This is a genomic window from Sphingobium sp. FW305-3-2-15-F-TSA7, assembly GCF_058787155.1.
The window spans coordinates 175607-199781 of sequence record NZ_JBYSZM010000008.1 but is presented as its reverse complement, the minus strand read 5'-3'; the positions used below and the strand labels follow the sequence as shown (position 1 = coordinate 199781).

Below are 24175 nucleotides of genomic sequence, written 5' to 3'. Positions count from 1 at the left end.
CAGCATCTTAGGCACGTTCCTCCAGATTACGAGGCGCTCGTGGAACTCCGGCAAACAAATCCCGGACAGCAATGCGCAAAAGCGGGGATCCAGCTTCTTCCTTTTCTGACGCTTCACGGAAAAGCTGGATTCCCGCGCACGCGGGAATGACAGGATAGGGATATCCTAGGCGCCGGACGCAGCCTCGTCCTCGGCCGCCATGCGCGCCAGCGCGCGGCGATAGACGGGCATGCCGATGGCGATGAGCAGGATGATGCAGGGCAGCAGCACGGCGCCGGCGAGCGAGATCGAGTAGCGCAGCGCGGCTTCGTCGCCGAAGCCGAAATCGGTGATCGCCGCGATGAAGCTCGCGCCCAGGCCCAGGCCGATCATGTTCACGCAGAGCAGGGTCAGCGCCATCACCTGGCCGCGAAGCTGATTGGGCGTCACATCCTGGATCGCCGCGATGATCACGCCCTGCGCGCCCTGCCCGATCAGCGTTCCCACCGCCATCAGCGCGAGTGCGAGCTCCGGGGTGGGCATGAGCGGCCCGAGGATCAGCGGCAATGCCTTGAGGATCGTGGTCATCAGCACGATCCGCATATTGGCGTCGCGCCGCCCCGCGCGCATCAACCGGCCCGACAGCCAGCCGCCGCCGAGCGTACCGATCGTTCCGCAGATCAGCATCACCGTGCCGTAATACAGGCCGACATCGGTCACCGACATCTTGTAGGTGCGGATCAGGAAGGTCGGGTACCACAGGGTCACGCCGATCGAGAGCATGCCGATCAGCGAGATCGAACCGATCAGCATGGCGTAGAGCTGCCAATGCTGGCGAAGATAGGCGATGACACCCGACAGAGGCAGCGTACGCCCCTCATAACCCTTTGCCAGTTCGCGCCTTTCGGGCTCGCGCACCGTCATCAGCAGGCCCGCGATGATCGCACCGGGAAGCCCGACCATGACGAACACCGCCTGCCACGGCGACAGCGCGCCGATCAGCGGCAATGTGATGCCGCCGGTTCCGGTGAAATATTGCAGCAGGACCCCGCCGATGATCAGCGCCAGCCCGCCGCCGATCGGATAGCCGATCGCGTAGCAGCTGATCGCGAGCGCGCGCCGCCTCGAATCGAAATAATCGCTGATCAGCGAATAGGCGGTGGGGCTGAGCGTCGCTTCGCCCACCCCCACACCGATGCGCGCGGCGAAGAGCTGGCCGAAGCTGCGCGCCAGCCCGCAGGCCATCGTCATGATCGACCACAGGATCACGCCCCAGACGATGATGCGGGTGCGGGCGCGGCTGGTATCGACCATCCGGCCGATCGGAATCGCGGCGACGCTGTAGAGCAGCGCGAAGGCAAAACCCTGGAGCAGGCTGATCTGGAAATCGCTGAGGCCCAGATCCTGCTTGATCGGGACGACGAGCAAAGTGAGCACGCGTGCGTCGATCGCGCTGAAGCAATAAGCGAGCGAGAGGACGCCGACGACATACCAGCGATAGGCGCCGCCGTCCGCCGCCTTGCTATCCTGCACGCCATTGGCGGCCAGTGTCGCGACATCCCCCATCACACGTTCCCTCACCAGGCCGAAGCGGGATTGGTTCTGGCAAGCAGCTCCGATATCCGCTCGCTCAACTTGCCGTCGCCGTCCGGACTTTCGGGAAGCAGCCAGAAACGACCCTGACGGATGCCGTCGAGCGCGAAGGACGCGACCTCCTCGGGTTCGGTCAGCGCCATTTTGAGACCCGTGGTGCGGACCAGATCCTCCATCGTCTCATAAGCGGGCTTGTTGCCGCCGGCATCGCCATAATCGGCGGGACGATTGCGGTTGGAGGCGAGGATCGAGGTGTTGACGACGTGCGGCCCGGGAAAGAGCACCGCCGCGCGCACGCGATCGCCCTCGCGCAGCAATTGCTGGTAGAGCACTTCGCTGACGCTGGTCACCGCCGCCTTGGACGCCGCATAGATCGGCGTGTTGGGCAGCGAGCGCAGCCCGCCGTTCGACGAGGACGTGTTGATCACCACGCCTTCCTCGCCCGACGCCAGCATGCGCGGCACGAAGGACCGGATGCCGTGGACGACGCCGAACAGATTGACGTCGAAGCCCCAATGCCAGTCATTGGCGGGCAGCGACCAGATTGCGCGCTGCGCCTCACCCAGCCCGACCCCCGCATTGTTGAACAGCAGATGGACCGCACCGTGCCGCGTCCAGACCGCATCCGCAAGCGCGTCGACCGAGTCCACCTTGGTCACGTCGACGCGCACGCCCGTCACATCGGCGCCGGTGTCCGCCGCGATTTCGGTCGAGACCGAATCGAGCCGGGCCTGGTCGATATCGGCGAGCACCACCTTCGCGCCCGCCCGTGCCAATTGTTCGCCGAGCGCGCGACCGACACCGCTCGCGCCGCCCGTGATCACCGCGACGCGATCCGTAAAATCACGCATCAGGCGGCCTTCGCGTCGGCGAGCACGATCTCGATGCCGGGATTGGCGAGCACGTCGTTGCGCTGCACCCAGAAGGGCGCGATCCATTCGCCAGGCACGGTGCGCAGCAGCTGCCCGCTGGTGTTGGTCGCCCCCTCGACATAATCGAGGCTCAGCATCCGCCGGATCGGCACGTCGACGATCGGATCATAGGCCGATTCATGGAACCGGATCGCGCCGTCAAAGGCGTTGCGCCGGCTATAGTTCCGCTTCCAGTTGAGCCGGGTCAGATAGACGTCGCCGTCGAATTCGCCGGGCGTGTCGATCGAGGGCAGCCCCTTATAGCAGTAGAAATATTCCTCGAACGGTTCGGGCGTGCCCTGATCGGCGCCGATCGTGCCGTCGACTTCGAAATAGGTGATGCCATGGCGCGAACAGGTGGCGCGGACATGGTCGCCATTCTTTTCGAATGTCGTTTCGGCGATCTTCTTGGGCTCGCCGAAACGCTCGCGGCCGCTGGTGACGACGGTTTCGCCCTCCATCGCCATGTGGAAGACATAGCCGCCGCGCGTCCCTTCATAATCGCACATCACGCCCAGGGTCAGCGCGCCGATCTCCACCGTCGTCTCCGGCGTCACATGCATCGCGACATGCGCGAACTGAAGGAAGATCTCGGGCCGCGCGGCGGGCACGAGCGGCCGGGGCAACAGCGCATGGGCGATCTCCGGATCGGTCTCGTAAAGCGCGCGCACCGTGCGGACGGTGTTGTTGAGGCCTCCGGATTGCGGCGCCGCGACCGGCCCCTGAACGTAACGAAGCTTGACCATATCACCTCTCCTTTGCGGGCAATGACTCTCCGACCGCGCGAACCCACCGTCCGCGCGCCGATCACCCTGGTTTCAATTTGAGTGCGGCTAGACCGCGGCCATCTGCCGCGGCGTGTCACCCTCGGTATAGAATTGTTCGAAATAGCGCCGGAAGCGCAGGATCGGTCCGTCGCCGTCGCACAGCAGCGGATGCGCGCGGTGGATCTTGTTGTGCCAGATCGGAATGTCGCCTTCGACGCCGCTTTGCCCGCAGGTATAGGCGATCGCGGTGAGCGCCGCCTTGTGCTCGGGCGATCCCTCGGGCGTCTCGGGGAAAGTGAAGCAGAAGCGCAGCTCGACCTGGTCGGCCTCGACCGGCGTCGCCAGCACCATCAGCGACAAGGTGACCACGCCCTTGAGCTGGGTGAATTTCTGTCCCGCGCCATTCTGGATCGTGTTGACGCTCGACGGGATGATCTTCGTCGTGCCGTCGGGGAGCGACACGGTGCGTTCGCCCTGGGCATCGCTGCGGCGGATATGGCCGTCATAGGCGGTCTTGCCCTCGGGCACCGCCTCCATCTTGTGGACATATTCGAAATGGGCGAGGTCGACGCCGTTCTCCGCAATCTCCTGCGGATTGCTGGCGAAGGCCCAGAAACGGCGGACGGGCGTGCTCCAGCCGCTTTCGGAAAAGGGCGCATGTTCGATCACGTCGAAAGTCGGTGCGATCCGGTCGGGATGATACCAGGCCCAGACGACGCCATTCTTCTCGACCACGGGATAGGGCCGCGCGATCGGCTCGCGCTTGGTGATCGGCGGGATCGCCCTTGCATAGGGAATGTCGACGCAGAAGCCGTCGGGGCGATAGGCCCAGCTGTGGAACGGGCAGCGCAGCCGGTCGCCGTCGACCGTGCCGCCATGCCCCATATGCGCACCCAGATGCGGGCAATAGGCGTCGAGCAGGCCGACCGTGCCGGATTCGCCGCGAAAGATGACGAGGTCGCGGCCGAAATAATGGAGCGGCTTCACCTCGCCCACAGCAAGCTCGTCGCTATAGCTGACGAAGAACCAGCCGAACGGAATGCCCATCGGGAAACGCTGAAGCACTATCCTATTCTCCCATCAGCCGGCTTTGCGCCGGTCCAGTATGTTCTTCATCCTGCGCGCTTCCCGCCCGGAAGACCGGTCCCCGCTTTACCGGGAAGCGCTGATCGCAGCATAGCCGCTTGGGCCTCCTGCGGAAGCGCACTGGCACGGACGCACTGTGCGTGGTGGTGCACAATCCTACCGGCTGCGATGCAGATGGGTGTCGAGCGCAGTCATCGCCGGCTGCATCCAGGGGCGCAGCTTGCGATGCTCGAAACTGACCGCCAGATGATCGATAAAGGCGCGCGTCGCGGCGGGCATCATGCCGGGCGAGAACACCGCCCAGACTTCCTTGTCGTAAAAGGCCCATTCCTGGTCGAGCGCGACCAGCCGCCCTTCGTGGAGGTCGTCGCGGATCACGCTGATCGGGATCTGCGCGATGCCGATGCCGTGCCGTGCGGCGGATGCGAGCGCGAGCCCGCTATTGCTTTTCCAGTTCCCCGAAACCTTGACCCGGCCGTTCGCCGCATCGTCGTCGTAGAAATGGAAATGCCCGCCCAGATCGGCCAGGCAGGCATGGCCGGCCAGCTCCGCCGGCGAGGCGGGCCAGCCATGGCGCGCGACGTAATTGGGCGAGGCGCACAGGCAATAGGAGAGATAGCCGAACAGCCGCGCCTTCAGGCTCGAATCGTTGAGCCGGCCATAGCGGATGACGACGTCGAACTGTTCCTGCACCAGCTCGCTCTCGCGCAGATAGGCGACGACCTCGACCGAAATGTCGGGATGCCGGGCGCTGAAATCGGCAACGATCGAGGACATGAAGCTGACGCCGAAGACATCGCTCAATCCCACGCGCAGCCGGCCGACGGGGCGGTCCTGGAATTGCGCCATCTGGCGTTCGACATCGACCAGCGAGCTGCGCATCTCCAGGCAGCGCTGGTGGAACAGGTCGCCGGCGGCGGTGAGCGACAACCGCCGCGTCGTGCGGAGCAGAAGCTGCGCATTCACGCGTGCCTCAAGTTCGCTCACCATCTTGCTGACATAGGATTTGGAAACGCCCAGCGCCTCCGCGCCCGCGGTGAAGCTGCCGCTGTCGACGACCGCCAGAAACTCCTCGATTCCCCGCCACGTCACCGGCCGCATCCCCCAATATGCCGCGTCGAGCGCGACCTTGCGGGCGAGGCTAACCGGGTCCGTCGACGATGGAAATCCCGCACCGCCCCGATTGTTCACGATACGCGACAAATCGGGAAGGCGTTCGCGTTCAGGCGGCACGCTTTTCGAACTGCGCCTTTTCCGGGCCGATCTTCGCGGCGAGCGCCCAGAGCCCGTCCTTGTCGACGTCGTAGACATCGAGCGCATTGCCCGCGAGCATCTTCTGGATATCGGCTTCGGGCAGGCCGCCGAGGCTCAGGATCATCTTGTCGAGGGTCGCGGGCCAGGTGCCTTCGGGGTGCGGATAATCGGTGCCCCACATGATCCGGTCGATGCCGATCTTGTAATAGGATTCGGTGGTCTCCTCGTCCGGCAAGGCCGAGCAGCCGACATGGATGTTGCGCGCGAAATACTCGCTCGGCTTCATCGTCAGGTTGGAATTATAGTCGCCCAGCTTGCCGCTGGTATGCTTCACCGACGCACGCACATCCATCAGCTCGATCATCCATGGGAACCAGAATTCGCCCCCGGCCTCGGTGAAGGCGACGTTGAGCCTGGGATAGAGTTCGAACACGCCGCCGAAGATCATCGTCCACATCGGCCGCGTCAGCCAGAAGGCATATTCGGACAGATAGGTGCCGATCCAGCCGGGCTGGCTGGTGTCATAGGCGGGGGCGCCGCCCGAATGGAAATGAACGGGCATGTTCAGTTCCTGCAGCAGATCCCACATCGGATAATATTTCCGGTGGTTGTACATGGCATAGCCGTCCATGATCGCTGGCAGGAACACGCCCTTCAGCCCGGCCTCGCGCGCCCAGCGTATCTCCTTCAGATTTGCATCGACATCGTAGAGCGCCGGAATGACCGCCAGGCCGATGCGCCGCACCGGATCCTCGCGGCAGAATTCGGCGAGCCAGCGATTATGCGCGCGCGCGCCCGCCCATTGCAGTTCGGGATCGACGCCGAAGGGGCGCAGGCCGACATCCGCGCCGAAGGGCGGCGCGTTGCGCTCGGTGATGCCGTCGGGGAACAGCACTTCGGCGGCAACGCCGTCATGATCGAGCACGCGGTTGCGGATCACCGGATCCCAGGCGCCCTCCAGCCCGTCGCCGACGCGCGCGCGCCATTTGGTGTTGAAATCGTCGAGCAGGAACAGCTTCTCATGCTCCTCGCGCATCTTGATCTCGCGCGCGACGCGTTCGTCGAACTGGGCATGGTATCTGCTCTCCAGATAGTCGCGATAGCGCTCCGGCGGCAGCCCGGCATGGCCATCGGACGAAATGACGAGATAGCGATCCATGAACTCACTCTCCTGCTGATTCCGGCGGGCGTCGGCCCCATCGGCCGACCCGCCCGCTCAATCCATTGTCTTGCCGCCATTATCCGCGCCGTTCCCCGCCCTCACAAGGCAACCAGCGCGCACAAACTATCGCTCACAGGAAACGATCGACGGTGCCCGGGCACCGGTTTCCGCCAGAGCGGGCGTGATCAGGGCATAAACGAGCAAGGCCGCCATCAGCCCGGCAAGGACGATGAAGGGCGCGGCGGGAAACAATTGGTAGAGCGCGACCGCGACGATCGGCGGGACGACGATCGCAGCCCCTGCGATCGACGAGATCGCCCCCGCCACCGCGCCTTGCCCCGCATCGGGCGCGACCAGCGACGCGCCGGCGGTGAATCCCGGCCGCGCCAGGCCATAGCCGAGATTGACGAGCGCGAAGGCGGCGACGAGCGCCGGATAGCCCGGCAGCAGGACGATCAGCAGGTTTCCGGCCAGGGCCAGCGCCGCGCCCCAGCGCAGCAATGCGCGCGGCATCATGCCGCCGACGCCGATCAGGCCCCATTGCGCGACCAGGCCCGCAACCGCCCCCGCGACCATCGCCATGCCGATCGCACCCTGCGCGGCGATCGGCGGCAGCGCCAGCCGGTCGATGACGAGGAAACCGAGCGTATAGGTATTGGCGGCCTGCGCCGAGCTCATCACGAAACCATAGATGAGGAAGGGCCGGACCCTGGCGTCGCGCCAGATCTCGCGCCCCGTCATACCGACGCGGCCGGACCCGTCCGACGCATGCGGCGCGGCGTCGCGCGGCAGCGCGGCCGCAACCAGCGCCAGGATCGCGACGCCGCCAAGGCCGAACAGGAACATCGGCCCCGCCAGCCCAGCGGGCGGCATGATGAGAAAGGGCGCGAGCGCCGGCCCCAGGATCGTGCCGAGGCTGAGCGCACCGCCCAGTGCGGCTATGGCGCGCACCCGCGCTTCGCCGGCGCTATGGTCGGCGACATAGGCCTGCGATGCCGCCGCCGCCGCCGATCCGAACAGGCCATAGCTCGCGCGGATCACGAGAAAGCCGAGGAAGATCGCGAAAGGCGCCGCCATCCGGTCGATCCCGGCGAGCACGACCAGGCCGCAGCCCATCATCGAGAAGACGAAACCGCACAGGCCGACCAGAATGAGCGGCTTGCGGCCGCGCCGGTCCGATACGCTCGCCCAATGGGATGACGAGATCGCCCACATCAGCGCCGACAGCGAAAAGATGCCGGCGATCAGGAAATCGGAAATCCCGATCTCGCGGCCGACCGTCGGCATCACCGAGATCAGCCCGGTATTGCCGATCGCGGTCGCCAGCGTCGTCGCGAACAGCGCGGCGAAGGCAAGGCGCGACAGGCGGGGCGGCGCCCCGTCCTTTGCCATAGGATCCATGGTTCGAACCTGCGTTTCGCGCGGATCAGAATCTCAGCCTGGCCTCCGCGCCGAAGCTGCGCGGATCGCCCCATTGGCGGACGGTGAACAGGCCGAGATTGATCGCGGCGGTCCAGTATTTCTTGTCGGTCAGGTTGCGACCCCAGACCGAGAATTCGAACTCGGTGCCGCGGCCGAGATCGATGCCGCCCAGCGTCACGCGTCCGTCGAGCAGGCCATAGGCGATGCGCCTGGTCAACGGATCGGGTGCGATGTTGCTGTGCTGCGCGCCGCGCCACGAATAGTTGAGGCTGGGGGTCAGGTCGACATCGCCCATCGGAATCCGCCATTGCCCGCCGATCTGGAAATTATGCTTGGGCACGAGCGGGACGACATAGGTGTCGGTCACGTCCTGTCCGTTGGGCAGGATGAATTCGTCGTATTTGGCGCGGACATAGCCATAGCCGAAATTGATCGTGACATTGTCGATCGGGCGCACCTGCCCTTCGAGTTCGAAGCCGGTATAGCTCGCCTTGCCGGCATTGATGATGTTGGTGGTGATGAGCGCAGGCACGAACACGCCGGCCTGAAAATCCTTGTAGATGCTGTGATAGACCGCCGCATTCAGGCTCAGCCTGCCGCCCGCGAAGATGCCCTTGGCGCCGAGTTCGAACGAGGTCAGCTTTTCGGGATCGAAGGGCGTGTTGAATGCCGAATTGTTCGCGGCGGTATCGTTGAACCCGCCGCTCTTGAAGCCGGTCGCGAAGCGCGCATAGACGTTGAAATCCTGCTGGATCGCAAAGGAGATGCTCGCTTCGGGCGTCAGCCGCGACCAGGATTTCTCGTTCTCGAGCGGGATCAGGTCGTAGGGCCCCGGTCCGTTGCCGCTGGGCAGCACGCCCGATGCGGGACCGCCGCTGCGCGTGACCGGATTGCCGTTCGCGTCGCGCTGGAACACCCCCGATAGCGGGTTGGCCGGATTGGCGGCGTAGGTGTTGTAGGCGAAGAAGAGATTGCGGACGCGCTTGGTCTCCTTGGTCCAGCGCAACCCGGCGGTGACGTCCAGCCGATTGTCGAGCGCCGACGGGCTCCAGGTGAACTGGCCATAGCCCGCGATCGACTTGTTGTGCGCGCCGCGGTCGCTGAGATCGTAGCGGTTCTTGACGCCGAGTTGCACCGACCAGCGCGGATTGTACACGCCATAGCTGTCACGCATGAAGAAGGCGCCGAGCGTGTAGCGGAAATCGTCGCTCGTCCCGATCACCTGCAATTCCTGGGTGAACTGGCGATAGTCATTGTCGAGCGTGAAGCGCAGTAGATCGGATGCGGTGCCGTCGAAATCGCTGTTGCTGCGCGTCTTGAGATTGCGCCAGGCGGTGATCGATTTCAGCGTCACTTCGCCGAGCGGCGTCGCGCCGGCATCATATTCCACGGTCACGGCGTGGCCACGGACGTTGAAATTGCTGCGCCCGGTGGCGTCGGTCGCGATGCTGTCGGGCCGATCGGTGTGGATCGAATTGGCGATCAGCGGATAGAGCGCCTTCAGCGATCCGGTGGGCGAGATCAGGCCCGGTGCGCTGATCGCCAGCATGACGCCGGTGCCCTTGCTGTCGGTGATGTCATAGGCATAGCCGATCGACAGGTTGCTCGTCGGTTCCCACAAAATGTCAGCGCGCGCGGCGACCTGTTCCTGTTCGCCGAAATCGCCATGCGCGGGCCCGGTATTCTTAAAGAAGCCGCCGAACTGCCGGCCCGAGACGCCGAACTTCATCTTGATCGCGCCGAGCCCGCTTTCGATGGTGGGCACGTTCACCGTCAGTTTCTGCGTGTAGAGCCCGTCCTCGCCCATCCCGAGCACGAGCTGGCCGCCGAATTCGCCGCTGGGTTTGCGCGTGACGAGATTGATCGCGCCGCCGATCGTGTTCTTGCCGTACAGCGTGCCCTGCGGCCCGCGCAGCACCTCGACGCGCTGGAGATCGACGGTGTCGAACGCGGCGCCCGTCGATTTCGAGACGGGAACGCCGTCGATATAGATGCCGACGGGCTGGTCGCGGCCCAGGCTGGTATCGCCCGCCGGCGCGAGGCCGCGGATCGAGATCAGCGGGCTCCACGAATTGCCGACGGTCTCGTTGATCTGGATATTGGGAATGACGGTGCCGATGGCGGTGACGGTCGACGCGCCCGCATTTTCGAGCCGCTGCTCGCCGATCGCCGAAACCGAGATCGGGACGTCGACCAGCCTTTCCTCGCGGCGCTGGGCGGTGACGACGATTTCATCGTTGATCGGGGTGGCGCTTTCGGCGGATTCAGCCTGGGCGAAAGCCGGCCCGGCGCAAAGAATGGCAGTGGCGGTGTTCATCAGCATGATCAATCGAACGCGACGATTCATAATCCCTCCTTGTGACCGTCGGTCGGGATCGATGTCGCGCCGGCCGATGGCCGACATTACCCTCCCCCCGGAAATGCTGCGATTTTCGCAGTCAGAACATGATGTTATTCCCGAAACGCGTGCAAATTGCGTTCGAAAACGGTACGACCATCCTTGCCGATGCACCGATCATCAACAAGGTCATGGCCAAGATCAGACTGTTTCCAGAGGGCTTTCAAAGGTCCTGCGCAGGAGACGAGGCAATCCTCTGAAGCCGAGCGCGGCATAACGGGCAGTGTTATGAGTTGATCGAGCCCAGTGGGCTGATGTGCATGCGTCGGGCAGAATGGCCAGGGCAGGCTGTGATCCGATGGAAGCAGCCCGCCTGCCCGAGGCATTTGTTTTACGACGATTGGACGTTCGATAATTCCATCGAATGTCCAATCGCTCCAGAACTACGCGTTACGAGCCCACCCGCGCATATTTGAGGTCGCGCGCGCGACCGGCGTTGAGCAGCAATTTGCCGGGCCGCCCCGCCGCATCGCGAGTGAAGACCAGTTCCAGCCCCATGTCCGGCGCCCAGAACCGGTCCGGTGCGGTCTGGACCAGCTTCAATTCGGGCAAGGGGCCGGCCTTCAGCATCAGCCCGTCGGCCTGGCGGATCGTGAAAGGCATGGGCACTTCGGTGCTGCTATATTCGCCGGCATAGGCGGCGGCCTGGGCGGCGGTGAGGTCGGTCTTCTCCACCCGTTCGAACCGGCGTTCGGGGCCGTCCTCGGAAACCAGCCGGAACGCCTTGCCATCGGCATCGAAGGCGAGACGCGCACCGTCGGGATTGGCCGGGAAGGCGAAGGTGCCCGGGGAAAGCTGGGCGAGCGGCCGTTCGGGGCGGAGCGTGACGAACTTGCCGTCCTTCAGCGCGAGTTCGAGATAGGAGCCCGTCGCGTCGCGATAGGTGCCGGCGAAGGGCCGCGCCGCCTCTCCGGGGGCAGTGGCATTGAGTATGGTTGCGGGCTTCAGCTTGCCCTCCAGGAAGACGTTCGCCACCTTGCCCGCCAGCTCGTCGGACCGGGCCGTGCCGTTGTTGCACGAAATGACGATGCCCAGCCTCTCGCTCGGGATCCACCAGGTCATGGTGCGATAGCCGCCCAGCGCGCCGCCATGGTGGACGATCGGCAGGCCGCGATATTTGCCGGGCGAAAGCCCCATGCCATAGCCGGTCGCCTTGCCGTCCTTCAGCCGCGCGGAGACGCGCATCAGCGCCACCGATTTCGCGCCGACCTTGCCGCTGTCCATATTCGCGATCCAGCGCAGCATGTCGCCGGCGGTGGAATAGAGCCCGCCATCGCCGACCACGTCGAGATTGGAATTGGAAAGCGCCCAGCCGGTGGCGCTTTTCACATAGCCATTGGCCTTTTCGGGCACAGGCTGGTTGTGATCATGCTGGAAGCGCGTCTGCGTCATGCCGAGCGGCTTGAAGATCCGCGCCCGCGCGAAATCGTCGAGCCTTTGCCCGGATACGCGCTGGACGATCATCGACAGCGCGACATAGCCGCTATTGCTGTAGAGATGATCGGTATCGGGCGCGAAATCCAGCCCCTGCTGCCGGCCGAGCAGGTCGATCAGATCCTTTTCGGTATAGACATGGTCGTCCGGGATGCCGCTGAGCGCGCCCAGCGTGAAGAAATCGCGCAGCCCGCTATTGTGGGTGAGGAGCTGGCGGACGGTTACCGCGTCCGCATAGGCGGGCAACTCAGGCAGGATCGAACGCACCCGATCGTCGAGGCCGAGCTTGCCGTCCTCCACCAGCAGCAGCACGGCCATCGCCGTCACCTGCTTGGACACCGAGGCCATATAGACGCTGGAGGTGGGTGTTAGCGCGCGTTTCGCCTCCAGATCGGCAACGCCATAGCCGCGCGTCAGCAAGGTGCGGCCATTCTGCTCCACCCCGACGGTGCAGCCCGGAGAGGCCGCGCCATATTCGGCGAACACCGCATCCACCTTTGCCTGTTTCGCCGCATCGGGCGTGGCGGCAGCGACAGCGATCGAGGGCACGGCGACACAGACGATGGACGCGGACAAAAGACGCTTGAACATGAAGATTCCCCCTCCGAGGTGGCGGACATGTCTCATGAAGGGGCGGGGCCGGGCAAGGTGCGGATATCATGGTTGGATATAACCGGCGGATATAATGGCCGGGCTCATGCGATCGTGACGCAGACGCTGCGCGATCGCGAAGATCCGGCCGATCTCGTCGGCCGCTTTGGCGGGCATCTTCGTCACAGCCGCCAGTCCAATGCAAACGACCAGAGCGTTTCCACGATGAGCGGAAACGCTCTGGTCTTTCGCGGCCGCATTTTCCGAGCCGTTGACTGTAAACGGTCAACTCGAAAATGCTCCAGCCGTGCCTTTCAATCGATCAATTGCACAATCTGTTGATTGCCCCTCCGGGAAAGGCAATGGAACGTGGAGCAAAAGGCTGATCGCACCCCGCGGTCGGCCGAAATGGCCGTTTATGAAAACCGATGAAGAACCCGATCCGGTCATAACCAACCCCGTCCTGCTGCAGCGGGGCGAGCCCCTGGCGCAGACCTTGCGGACAATTCGGGTGACCGGCGTCCTGGCCAGCAACATCGCGATCGGTTCGGGAAACTGGGCCGCATCGATTCCCCATCCGAGCGATTGCATCATCCTTTACGTCGTGACGCAAGGCCATTGCGTCGGGGGTACGCTTCAACCCCGCCGGCTCGTCGAATTGAGTGAGGGCGATGCGTTGCTGCTGCCTGCCGCCGGACGATGCCTGATGGCGAAGGATGCGAGCATCCCGCCGGTTCCGCTGGAGGAATTGCTCCGGGAGGAACTGGGCGGTCTCGACGGGGTCGAGGCGAAATGGAAATCTCTGTTCGTATCGCCTTTCCGCCATCCACGGGCCAGCTCCCGGAATATCTCGGTTGCCTTCACCGCGCTGCGCATGTTTTTCGATCACGATTCCCCTTCGACGCTGCTCGACGGATTGCCGGCGGTCATCCACCTTCCCCGCTTCGCGCAACGCAACGAAGCCTTTGTCGACGCGATGCTGACTCATATCGCCGCGCATGGCGGCGAAGGGCTGTCGGGTCAGATGACCGCCACGCGCCTTGCCGAGGCCCTTCTCGTCAAGGTGCTTTCGGAAGCGCTGAGCGCAACGGGCGATGAACGCCCGGGTTTCTACCGGGGGCTCAAGGATCCCTATCTTTCGAAGATCGTCGGCGCGGTCCAGAACGATCCCCGCGGTGACTGGACGCTGGCAAGGATGTCGAGTTCGGCGGGCCTGTCCCGATCGGCCCTGGCGGAGCGCTTCAAGTCGGTGATGGGGATGGCGCCGGCCCAGTTCGTCACCGCGGTGCGCATGGCCCGCGCGACCGAGCTTCTGCAATATGGCACCGCCACGATCGCCAGCATCGCCTATCGGACGGGCTACAGCTCCGAAGCGGCCTTCAGCCGCGCATTCCGCAAATGGAGCGGCACACCGCCGGGGGCACTTCGACGCATGACCGCGGCCGCCGAAAAAGGCGAGGTGCTGGATGTTTAGTCAAGAAACACGGTCATCCGGCTACAGATTGCGAAGTCGATAAGTCTATCATTCCCCCAATGCAGCGGCGGCATTTCGATCGCTCGCAAAGGCGCCGGATCCGGTGCCGCCGTGACTGCATGTCGCATTCAAGGATCTTGATCCAACAAAGATCCGCATAATGATGTGGAGGGGATTTTGGGTAGATTATCGAAGCTCGGCGCGGCGGCCATCGTGCTTCCAGCGCTGTTCGCCGGCGGTGGCGCATGGGCTCAGTCGGACACGGGCGAAGCCGCGGATTCGATTGCCGACATCGTGGTGACGGCGACGCGCACGGGCGCATCGCAGGCGCAAAAGACGCCGATTGCCATCTCGGTCTTTTCCGCCGATCAGCTGACGGCCTCGCGGATCGACAACGTCAAGGATCTGGTCGCCTTCACGCCCAATCTGAATGTCGGTCAGGCCTCTGCCAGTGCGCAGATCTACATTCGCGGCATCGGCAGCAACAATGTCTTCAACGGGTCCGACCCCGACGTCACGGTGCAGTCCGACGGCGTCTATATCGCGCGCGCCTTTGGCCAGTTCGCCGACTTCGTCGATATCGACCGCATCGAAGTGCTCCGCGGTCCGCAAGGCACGCTCTATGGCCGCAACGCGGTCGGCGGCACCATCAACATCATCTCGCGCAAACCCGGTGACGCGTTTCGCGGCGAAGTCCAGGCGAGTGCCGGAAATTACGGCCTGTTGCAGGCCAAGGCCTATTTCAGCGGCCCGCTCGTCCCGGGCAGGATCCAGGCGAGCATCTCGGGCAATTACGTCACCCATGACGATTATGTGAAGAATATCGTGCCGGGCGTTAAGGGCCTCGGCAACGCCAATCGCGGCGGCCTGCGCGGCCAGTTGCGCTTCACGCCGTCGGATCGGCTGGAGGTCATCGTGCGCGGCGACTGGAATCGCGGCACCGAGCGTGGCGGCGCCTATACCCAGCTTCTCGCCGCGACGCCGCTTGCGCCTTTGGCCTCGTCGCTGGTCGGCAATTATCGCAAGATGGCGGTCGACGATCCCCTGACGATGACAACCAGGATCTGGGGCGTTTCGTCGGAGATCAACTATGCGCTCAGCGATGTCGTGAGCCTGAAATCGATCACGGCCTATCGCCGCAGTTTCTATGTCGCCGACGGCGATTCCGACGGGACGGAGCAGCCGATCAATTTCGCCTTTCAGTCGGACCTGTCCAAGCAGTTCACCCAGGAATTCAACGTCAATATCTCGACCGACAGGTTCAAGGCGGTCATGGGTGCCTATTATTTCCGCGAACATCAGCTGAGCACGCTGATCAACAACACGCCGCCAAGCGTCGGAACCGCCGCGAACCGGGCCAATCGCACGACCACCTTTCCCGATGCCCGGGCCCGGTCGCAGGCGCTGTTCGTCCAGGGCAGTTTCGATATCACCGATACGTTGAGCGCGACGGCGGGCATCCGCTACACCGACGATCGCAAACATCTCGACCAGAATCTCGACCGCGTGTCGCTGAACCCGGCCACGCCGGGGGCGCCGACGCCGGGATTTCCGTTCATTGCGAGCATAACCCGCAAATTCAACGCATGGACGCCGAAATTCGGTCTCGACTGGCAGGCTTTGCCCAACGTCTTTGCCTATGGATCGGTCACGCGCGGCTACAAGAGCGGCGGCACCAATTTTGCGGCGACGGGCCTGCTCGGACTAAGCTTCGAGCCCGAAAGCCTGTGGAGCTATGAGGCCGGCGTGAAAACCGACTGGTTCGACCGGCGACTGCGCCTGAACGTCACTGGCTTCATCTACGACTATAAGGATTTGCAGGTTCAGTCGCTGCTGGCGCCCGGCGTCGTCGCGATCGGCAATGCCACCAGCGCCAAGGTCAAGGGGATCGAAATCGAAACGGTCGCGAAGCCGGTGACCGGCCTGAGTTTCACGCTGAATTATGCGTTGCTCGACAGCCGCTACAAGAGCTTTACCGACTCCTCGGTTCCCTCGGCGCTCATTCCCTATCTCACCGCGTCGCCGCTCTACGATCCCGTCGCGCGGACCTATGATGCGACCGGAAACCGGCTGACCGCGGCACCGCATTCGTCGATTTCAGGCAGCGCCCAATATGAGCACCCGGTCGGCGATGGCTCGGTCTTCATCCGTGGGGAATATTACCGCCAGAGTCGGGCCCATTACGATCCGTCGAACGCGGCGATCATGAGCCAGAAGCCCTATGATCTGATCAATGCCTCGATCGGCTATGTCGACCCGGATGGCTGGAGCCTGAGGCTGATCGGGAAGAATCTTTCCGATACCAATTATCTGATCACCATCGCCGGCAACCGTGTCGTCCCTGCCGGCCTGGCCGGTACGCCGCGCACCTTTGCGGTTCAGTTCGCCAAAAGCTGGTGATTCCGGGACGCGGGCGGCAGGTCGGGAAAATGCCCCTGTCGCCCGTTTTCCGACCATCTTCATCATGTTGACCGACGGAGGCAAGATTGGCCAGCCTGGCGCGTGACATAAATTACACCGACTTGATCGTCGAGGCGCTGGAGCGCTTTCCGGACCGCGAGGCTTTCGTTTTCGGTGCCCGGCGAGTCACCTATCGCGAAACCTCACGCCGCGTCAGCCGCTTCATGCATGTACTGGCGGCACGGGGCATCGTCCCCGGCAGCGCGGTCGCGGTGTTGAGTTCCAACATACCCGAAGTCTGGATGGTCCAGGCCGCAATCTATCTGTTGGGCGCGCGCTTCAGCGGCCTGCATCCCCTCGGCGCGATCGACGATTATGCGTATATCTGCGGGCATGCGGGCGTCGAAACATTGATCGTCCACCCCGATTATATGGCGCGCGCGCAGGCGCTGGCGGCGCACGTGCCGTCGATCCGCCTCATCGTCTCGCTGGGGCCGTCCGACGGCGCCGAAGATCTGATCGCCTTGTCCGAAGCCGCGGCCGAACCCCGGTTGCGCCGGCGCCAGCTGGTCGCCGATGACGTGCATTGGATCGCCTATACCGGCGGCACGACCGGCCGTTCGAAGGGTGTCGAGATTCCGGACCGCGCCCTGGTCCAGCAGGTCCAGACGGTCATCACGTCGCTCGGCCTGCCGGAAAACCCACGGTTCCTTGCGGTGGCGCCGATATCGCATGCCGGGATCCTTCCCATATTGCCGACGCTTCTGCGCGGCGGCACGGTCATCCTGCAAAATGGCTTCGATCCCGAGCAATGGCTGTCGGCGGTTCAGACGGAGCGCGTGAACTGGAGCTTCATCGTCCCGACCATGCTCCATGCGCTTCTCGATAGCGGCAAGCCCGAGCGGTTCGACCTGGGTGCGCTGGAGACGCTGATGTACGGATCCTCACCGATGTCGCCGACCCGCATCGCGGAAGCACACGAGATGCTGGGCCCGGTGCTCCTGCAGGCCTATGGGCAAACCGAGTGCGTGTCCTTTGCGACGACGCTGCGCAAGGACGAGCATGATCCGCTCGGCAATCCCGATCTGCTCCGATCATGCGGACGCGCGGTGATCGGCATGCGCGTCGAGATCCTCGATGCGCATGATCAACCGCTTCAGACCGGCGAGATCGGCGAAATCTGCGTCCGCGGAGCCGGCGTCATGCGCGGCTATCATAAAATGCCGCAGGAGACGTCGGAGGCCTTTAGCGGGGACTGGCTGCATACCGGCGATCTGGCGGTGAAGGACGAACGGGGATTTCTGTACATCGTCGATCGCAAGAAGGACATGATCGTGACCGGCGGTTTCAATGTCTATCCAAAGGAAATCGAAGACGTCATCTCGGCCTTACCGGAGGTGTCGATGGTCGCGGTGATCGGTGTCCCCGACGACAAATGGGGCGAGGCCGTGAAAGCGGTCGTGGTTGCCCGCCCGGGCGCGCGGATCGACGGCCGGGCGATCATGGACATGGTGCGGCTGCGCAAGGGCGCGCATCAAACACCCAAGAGCGTCGACATCGTCGAGACATTGCCGGTCACATCGGTCGGCAAGGTGGACAAGAAGGTCATTCGAGCCGGCTATTGGAAGGGGCGGGACCGAATGGTCAACTAGGCCGCCCTGACGCCTTGCAAGCAAGCAAACTCACCGATGCGAAGGTCGAAACATATGAAGGCATTGTTGATGATCATGGCCGGCGCGCTGCTGCTTCCCGGCGCGGCAATGGCCCGAAAGGCGCCGCCATCGCCGGTCGTCATCGGCCAGCTCGTGTCGCGCACGGGCAACAATCCGGGCGGGCTCGACAATGAACAGGGTGCCGCTCTTGCCGCTGCGCAGATCAACGAGCGCGGCGGGGTGCTGGGTGGGCGGCGGATCGCGTTGCGCCTGGAGGACGACCGCACCGAACCGCAAGGTGCGATCGATGCCTTTGCGCGGCTGAAGGCGCAAAATGTCGCCGCCGTCGTCGGCAGCTCCTTTTCCAATGCGAGCCTCGCCACCATTCCTTGGGTGGAGGAAGCACGGATTCCCTATGTATCGACAGGGGCCGCCGAGGCGCAGATCAGGCCGGTTCGCCCCTATGTCTTCATCACGCCGCTGACCGGCCGGCTCGTTGGCGAGCAGCTGCTGCGCTACATGAAGGCGGTGGGCTATACGCGGATCGCCGTCGTGTACGACGCCGACAGCCTGTTCGGCCGGACCGGCTGGGCGATGCAGAAGGAAAAGCTCGAACGATACGGCATCCAACTGCTCGAGGCGCAGTCGGTTCATGTCGATACGACGGATTTTTCGGCGGTCATGGCACGCATCGACGCCGCCCGCCCGCAAGCGGTCATGGGCTGGCTGACCGGTCCGCCGGCGATCGCCTTCGCACGGGCCTATGCCAAGGCACCGCGCCGCCTTCCGCTGTTGATGCCCCACGGCGTCGCCGGCCCGGCTTTCGTGAACGCGGTCGGCCCGCGCGCCGACGGGATCATTGTGGCGGCCCCGATCGCAACCGTCGCGGCGGACCTGCCGGATGGGCCCGTCAAGGCGATGGCCGCCGACATGGTCGCTTCGTTCACGCGGGCCTACGGACATGCACCCTCGCAATTCGCGCTCGACGGTTATGTCGCGGTGAGGCTGATCGCGGTCGCCATCGACAAGGCCGGAAGCAGCGATCCGCGCGCCATCAGGGACGCGTTGGAAGCGATTTCGGTCGAGACGCCACAGGGGCGATATCGCTTCACCGAGGCCGATCATTCGGGGCTTTCGATCGACGACGTCGCGATCGCGCAAATCGTGGCGGGACAATTTCGTCTGACCGCCTGGTCGGCACGCGAAATGGCGGGCGGCAAAGGAAAGGAGAAATGACCATGGGCAATTCCGCTACGGCGGCGCGAACCTTCCTTCTCGTCCATGGCGCGTGGCGCGGCGGCTGGTGCTATGCCCGTGTGGCCGGGCTGTTGCGCGCCCAGGGGCATCGGGTCTTCACGCCGACGCTGACGGGGCTCGGCGAACGATCGCATCTGGCCGGCGCGATGACCGTCACCGTCCAGACGCATGTCGACGATCTCGTCAATCTCATTCGCTGGGAAGAGCTTCGCGATGTCGTCCTGGTCGGCCATTCCTATGCCGGCATGCTGATCACCGCCGTCGCCGACGCGATCCCCGACCGCATAAGCGCGCTGGTCTATCTCGATGCCATCATCCCCGAGTCCGGCAAGTCGGTGCTCGACCTCAACGGCAACGCGCAGATCGTCGCCGCGCTGCTGCGCGGCACCGCCGATGCCGGCGGGTGCCTGGTGCCGCCGCTACCCTCTTCGATGCTCAACACGAACGCTGCCGATATCCCGCTCGTCGATCGGCTCGCGACGCCGCAGCCATTCGCGACATTTTGCGAAGCCGTTCGTCTGACGGGCGCTCATGAGCAGGTCGCGCACCGGGTCTATGTCCGGGCGACGGGATGGGACGGTTATGATCAGCTCGGCTTCGATGCCTATGCACGGATCGAGCATGACGATCGCTGGACCAGGATCGACCTGCCTTTTGGCCACGAGCTGATGCTCGACGCGCCGGCGGCCGTTGCGGACGCGCTGTCGAACGTCTGATCTCATATTGTCGGAGAATGCGCGATGGGCGGCCCCATAGATTATGTGAAGGAAGGTCATGTCGCGACCATCCGGATGAATCGCCCGGAGGCGATGAACGCGATCAATCTCGACATGATCGAGCGGTTCGATGCGGTGCTGACCGAGGCCGCGGCCGACCATGACGTGCGCGTGCTGATCCTGACGGGTGTCGGCAACGCATTCTGTGTCGGCGCGGACATCAAGCAGCTGAAATGCTGGGAAGTCGATCCATCGCTGCGCGAACGCTTTTACGCCCTGGCGCCGGCCATGTTCCGGAAACTGGAAGAATTCCCCAGCCCCGTGATCGCCGCGGTCAATGGGGTCGCGGTCGCGGGCGGGTTCGAGCTTTGCTGCTATGCCGATATCGTGATTGCCGCCGAGGGCGTGAAAATGGGCGACGGTCACGCCAATTTCGTCGGCTTCGGTCCCGTCTCCGCCGTGCTGGCCCCCTATCTGATGTCGCGGAAAAAAGCGGCGGAACTCTTGTTCACCGGTGACGTGTGGACGGCGAGGGAATTGGCCGATGCGGGTTTTGTGAACCATGTCGTGCCGGCCGAACAGCTCGCCGGGACCGTTCGTAAAATGGCCGAAAAGATCGCTTCCAAACAACCGATCGCGCTCGCCGCCGCCAAATCGCTGATGCGCCGGGCAGGGTCGATCGACAATGGCCTGTTGCTGTCTCACGCATTCGAGAGCGCGCAGCGGATCTTCACGACGCGGGATTTCGCGGAAGGCCTCAAAGCCTTTGAGGAGAAAAGATCACCCCGATTTGAAGGGCGCTAGATGTGAGACCGGCAGGTTGGTCGCCCGATGGCAGGTCCAGACGGAGAGCCTTTCCATGAAAATCATTTCCTATGGTCCCAAGCATGCGGAACAGCCCGGCATCTACCTCGAGGATGAGACTATCGCGCCGCTGGCGTCCATTCTCACCGGTCTTGGGTTTCCGGTTCTCGATACAAACAGCTTTCTGAGCCTGCTCGATTATCTCCAGCCGCTGGTCGAAGGCGCCATTGCCGCGGGCGCCGAACGCTTTCCGGCGAACGGCGTACGGCTCGGCGCGCCCGTTCCGCGCCCTGAAAAGATCATCGTGGTCGGCGGGAATTATCAGTCGCATCTCGACGAGGCCACGGGGCACAAAAATACCCCGTCGCCATCCGAGCCGCTGCTGATCTTCAAGCCTTCCAATAGCGTCATCGGACCGCGCGACGCGGTGATATGCCCGGCCGACAGCGAACAGCTCGACTATGAAACCGAGATCGTCGTGGTCATCGGCCGCGGCGGCCGAAACATTCCGCGCGAAAAGGCGATGGAACATGTCGCCGGCTATATGATCGGAAACGACGTCACCGCGCGCGACATGGCGCTCAAGGATGTCGCGCTGAGTCCGCTCTTCTCGCAGGTCACGCGCCAAGGGCATTCGCACCAGTTCGCCCCTCGGGCCGTGGCTCGTCACCAGGGACGAGATACCCGACCCGCACGCACTGCGGCTGCAATGCTGGGTCAATGGCGAGTTGCGGCAGGACGGGATGAGTTCCGAGATGATCATCGACATCCCGGGGCTCATCGAGAATTTCAGCAAGCTGCTCGACCTGAGCCCGGGTGACGCGATCTTCACCGGCACGACCACGGGATGCGGCGCATTCCGGAAGCCGCCGGAATTCCTGCGCCACGGCGATACGGTTCGGATGTCGATCACCGGGCTCGGAACCATGGAAACGCCGATCGTCGATGCCGCAAGGGCCTGACAAGTCACCGTCAACGCTTCGCTGTCGATATCGGGCTGTTGTCAACTGGCGCGAACCGCGGTGAACGCTCGCCGCACCAACGGAGAAAGCCGAAACGGGCTGTTCTTGCGCGAGCGAAAGGGAAATAATCCCTTTGCCCTCAAGTGATTATGTGGCGGAGAGGGTGGGATTCGAACCCACGGTACCGTTACCGGCACGCCGCATTTCGAGTGCGGTGCTTTCGACCTCTCAGCCACCTCTCCGCAGAGGAACGGGGCACCCGGACAGGTGCGGCCGGTCGAACGAGGGGCGGGCCTTAGCGCAGGCATTCGGATCTGACAAGCGCCGGGTTGCGCCCGCCGAAAACCACCCTAGATTGGAATCATGACAGTACCCAGTTCCACCCCGGCCGCGGCCAGGCCGCCCGCAGTGATGCCGCCCGTCAGCCATGCGCGTTTTTCGATCGGCGATGTGGTCAAGCACCGGCTGTTCGATTTCCGCGGGGTGATCTTCGATATCGATCCGGTCTTCGCCAATACCGACGAATGGTATGAGGCGATTCCCGAGGACGTCCGCCCGCGCAAGGACCAGCCCTTCTACCACCTGCTCGCCGAGAATGCGGAGAGCAGCTATATCGCCTATGTCAGCCAGCAGAATCTGGTGACCGACGAAAGCGAGGAGCCGGTGGATCACCCAGCGATCGCGGGCATTTTCGACGGTTATGCCGATGGGCGGTATCGCCTCCGCCGGGAACACCGCCACTAAAATCGTCGCGCATGTGCAACCATGGTTGACCCCCGGTGGAAACCGGGGGCATGAGCCCATCCATGCCTTTCGAAACGCTCCTGCTGTTCGGCGCGACCGGCGATCTAGCGCGGCGCATGTTGCTGCCTTCGCTTTATGCGCTCCACGCCGACGGACTGGTGGCGGATCATCTGCGCATCGTCGGCACCGCGCGCAGCACGCTGGACGATGCCGGCTATCGCGACTTCGCGCGCAAAGCGCTCGAGGAATTCCTGCCCGCCGAGCGCAAGGACGACGCGACGATCGCCAGCTTCCTCGATCGACTGTTCTACCAGCCGCTCGACGCCTCGAACTCGGACGGTTTTCCGGCGCTCGCCGAAAAGGTCGGCGATGTTTCCAAGGGCCTCGCCATCTTCCTGTCGACCGCGCCATTCCTGTTCGAACCCACCATCGCCGGGCTCAAGCTGGCGGGACTTGCGGGCGAGAAGGTCCGCATCGGGCTCGAAAAGCCGCTGGGCACCGATCTGGCCAGTTCGCGCGAGATCAACGACGCGGTCGCCGCGGCCTTTCCCGAGGAGCGGACCTTCCGCATCGACCATTATCTGGGCAAGGAAACCGTCCAGAACCTGCTGGCGCTGCGCTTCGCCAACTCGCTGTTCGAGCCGCTGTGGAACGCCAACGGCATCGATCACGTCCAGATCACCGTATCCGAGACCGTCGGGCTGGAAGGGCGGGTCGGCTTTTACGACGATACCGGGGCGCTGAGGGACATGGTGCAGAACCATATGCTCCAGCTGCTCGCGCTGGTCGCGATGGAGCCGCCGGCGAGTTTCGACGCGACCGCGATCCGCGACGAGAAAGTGAAAGTGCTGCGCTCGCTGCGCCGCATCGATGCCGAGACCGCGCCGAGCCACACCGTGACCGGCCAGTACGGCGAAGGCGCGAGCAAGGGCGAAGCCGTGCCGGGCTATGCCGACGAACTCGGCAAACCTTCCGACACCGAGACCTTCGTCGCGATCAAGGCGCATGTCGACAATTGGCGCTGGCAGGGTGTGCCCTTCTATCTGCGCACCGGCAAAAGGCTGCCCACCCGTCAGTCCGAGATCTTCATCCAGTTCAAATGCGTGCCGCATTCGATCTTCGCCAAGCGCGGCGGCAAGCTGAAGGCGAACAAGCTCGTCATCCGCCTGCAACCCGAGGAATATATCCGTTTGCTGGTGATGGCGAAGGAACCCGGACTCGACCGCGACGGCATCCGCCTGCGCGAGGTGCCGCTCGACCTGTCGCTGACCCATGCCTTTGCCGGTACGCGCCGGCGCATCGCCTATGAACGGCTGCTGCTCGACCTGATCGAGGGCGATCCGACCCTATTCGTCCGCCGCGACGAAGTGGAGGCGCAGTGGGACTGGATCGACGCGATCCGCGCCGGCTGGACCAAGAACGGGATGAAACCCAAACCCTATGGCGCCGGAAGCTGGGGCCCGTCGCTCGCGATCGCGCTGACCGAGCGCGATGGCGTGACGTGGCACGATTGAGCTGGGCATGATTGAGTTTGGGCATGATTGATTTGAGCATGATTAGGACACGGGC

At 63.9% G+C, this 24175-nt stretch carries 19 protein-coding genes and 1 tRNA gene; 10 read left to right on the top strand and 10 right to left on the bottom strand.

What is annotated here, in order from left to right; genetic code table 11:
• Nucleotides 1-165 precede the first annotated feature (165 nt).
• From AC3WN8_RS08625 to AC3WN8_RS08585, 9 genes are all read right to left on the bottom strand, one after another.
• Nucleotides 166-1545, bottom strand: coding sequence for an MFS transporter (locus AC3WN8_RS08625; protein WP_492668993.1), 1380 nt, complete (start codon nucleotides 1543-1545; stop codon nucleotides 166-168).
• Between the two features lie 11 nt (nucleotides 1546-1556).
• Complete coding sequence (locus AC3WN8_RS08620; RefSeq protein WP_492668992.1) at nucleotides 1557-2423, bottom strand: SDR family NAD(P)-dependent oxidoreductase; 867 nt, start codon at nucleotides 2421-2423, stop codon at nucleotides 1557-1559.
• Nucleotides 2423-3229, bottom strand: a complete 807-nt coding sequence (locus AC3WN8_RS08615; protein ID WP_492668991.1) for an acetoacetate decarboxylase family protein — start codon at nucleotides 3227-3229, stop codon at nucleotides 2423-2425. Before AC3WN8_RS08615 ends, AC3WN8_RS08620 begins: the two co-directional genes overlap by 1 nt.
• An 87-nt stretch (nucleotides 3230-3316) precedes the next feature.
• Nucleotides 3317-4315, bottom strand: a complete 999-nt coding sequence (locus AC3WN8_RS08610; protein ID WP_492668990.1) for a Rieske 2Fe-2S domain-containing protein — start codon at nucleotides 4313-4315, stop codon at nucleotides 3317-3319.
• Nucleotides 4316-4492: 177 nt separating this feature from the next.
• Nucleotides 4493-5437 (bottom strand): LysR family transcriptional regulator, encoded by a 945-nt coding sequence (locus AC3WN8_RS08605; protein WP_492668989.1) that lies wholly within the window; start codon nucleotides 5435-5437, stop codon nucleotides 4493-4495.
• A gap of 121 nt (nucleotides 5438-5558) precedes the next feature.
• Nucleotides 5559-6749 carry an amidohydrolase family protein gene (locus AC3WN8_RS08600; RefSeq protein WP_492668988.1) on the bottom strand — a complete coding sequence of 397 codons (1191 nt, stop codon included), beginning with the start codon at nucleotides 6747-6749 and terminating at the stop codon, nucleotides 5559-5561.
• Between the two features lie 126 nt (nucleotides 6750-6875).
• Nucleotides 6876-8153 carry an MFS transporter gene (locus tag AC3WN8_RS08595; protein ID WP_492668987.1) on the bottom strand — a complete coding sequence of 426 codons (1278 nt, stop codon included), beginning with the start codon at nucleotides 8151-8153 and terminating at the stop codon, nucleotides 6876-6878.
• Nucleotides 8154-8178: 25 nt separating this feature from the next.
• A complete protein-coding gene (locus tag AC3WN8_RS08590; RefSeq protein ID WP_492668986.1) occupies nucleotides 8179-10521 on the bottom strand; it encodes a TonB-dependent receptor in 2343 nt (780 codons plus the stop codon).
• 441 nt (nucleotides 10522-10962) lie between these two features.
• The gene (locus AC3WN8_RS08585) at nucleotides 10963-12597 is read right to left on the bottom strand and encodes a serine hydrolase domain-containing protein (protein ID WP_492668985.1); all 1635 of its coding nucleotides are present in this window, start codon (nucleotides 12595-12597) and stop codon (nucleotides 10963-10965) included.
• Nucleotides 12598-13015: 418 nt separating this feature from the next.
• Here AC3WN8_RS08585 and AC3WN8_RS08580 point away from each other — a divergent pair, with 418 nt between their 5' ends.
• The 8 genes from AC3WN8_RS08580 (at nucleotide 13016) to AC3WN8_RS08545 (ending at nucleotide 21862) form a co-directional block, all read left to right on the top strand.
• Nucleotides 13016-14071, top strand: coding sequence for an AraC family transcriptional regulator (locus tag AC3WN8_RS08580; protein ID WP_492668984.1), 1056 nt, complete (start codon nucleotides 13016-13018; stop codon nucleotides 14069-14071).
• Nucleotides 14072-14248: 177 nt separating this feature from the next.
• A complete protein-coding gene (locus tag AC3WN8_RS08575) occupies nucleotides 14249-16471 on the top strand; it encodes a TonB-dependent receptor (RefSeq protein ID WP_492668983.1) in 2223 nt (740 codons plus the stop codon).
• 86 nt (nucleotides 16472-16557) lie between these two features.
• Nucleotides 16558-18123 carry an AMP-binding protein gene (locus tag AC3WN8_RS08570; RefSeq protein ID WP_492668982.1) on the top strand — a complete coding sequence of 522 codons (1566 nt, stop codon included), beginning with the start codon at nucleotides 16558-16560 and terminating at the stop codon, nucleotides 18121-18123.
• 54 nt (nucleotides 18124-18177) lie between these two features.
• A complete protein-coding gene (locus tag AC3WN8_RS08565; protein ID WP_492668981.1) occupies nucleotides 18178-19359 on the top strand; it encodes an ABC transporter substrate-binding protein in 1182 nt (393 codons plus the stop codon).
• Between the two features lie 2 nt (nucleotides 19360-19361).
• Nucleotides 19362-20096, top strand: coding sequence for an alpha/beta fold hydrolase (locus tag AC3WN8_RS08560; protein WP_492668980.1), 735 nt, complete (start codon nucleotides 19362-19364; stop codon nucleotides 20094-20096).
• Between the two features lie 24 nt (nucleotides 20097-20120).
• Complete coding sequence (locus tag AC3WN8_RS08555; RefSeq protein WP_492668979.1) at nucleotides 20121-20900, top strand: enoyl-CoA hydratase/isomerase family protein; 780 nt, start codon at nucleotides 20121-20123, stop codon at nucleotides 20898-20900.
• A gap of 55 nt (nucleotides 20901-20955) precedes the next feature.
• Entirely contained in the window at nucleotides 20956-21720 is a 765-nt protein-coding gene (locus AC3WN8_RS08550; protein ID WP_492668978.1) for a fumarylacetoacetate hydrolase family protein, read from the top strand.
• A complete protein-coding gene (locus tag AC3WN8_RS08545; protein WP_492668977.1) occupies nucleotides 21629-21862 on the top strand; it encodes a fumarylacetoacetate hydrolase family protein in 234 nt (77 codons plus the stop codon). The genes AC3WN8_RS08550 and AC3WN8_RS08545 overlap by 92 nt, the downstream gene beginning before the upstream one ends.
• A gap of 152 nt (nucleotides 21863-22014) precedes the next feature.
• On the opposite strand, the gene AC3WN8_RS08540 is transcribed toward AC3WN8_RS08545, so the two are convergent.
• A tRNA-Ser gene (locus AC3WN8_RS08540) sits at nucleotides 22015-22104 on the bottom strand.
• A 121-nt stretch (nucleotides 22105-22225) separates the two neighbouring features.
• On the opposite strand from AC3WN8_RS08540, the gene hspQ reads away from it, so the two are divergent.
• The gene (gene hspQ, locus AC3WN8_RS08535; protein WP_492668976.1) at nucleotides 22226-22606 is read left to right on the top strand and encodes a heat shock protein HspQ; all 381 of its coding nucleotides are present in this window, start codon (nucleotides 22226-22228) and stop codon (nucleotides 22604-22606) included.
• A gap of 62 nt (nucleotides 22607-22668) precedes the next feature.
• Nucleotides 22669-24120 (top strand): glucose-6-phosphate dehydrogenase, encoded by a 1452-nt coding sequence (zwf, locus tag AC3WN8_RS08530; protein ID WP_492668975.1) that lies wholly within the window; start codon nucleotides 22669-22671, stop codon nucleotides 24118-24120.
• The last annotated feature ends 55 nt before the right edge of the window (nucleotides 24121-24175 follow it).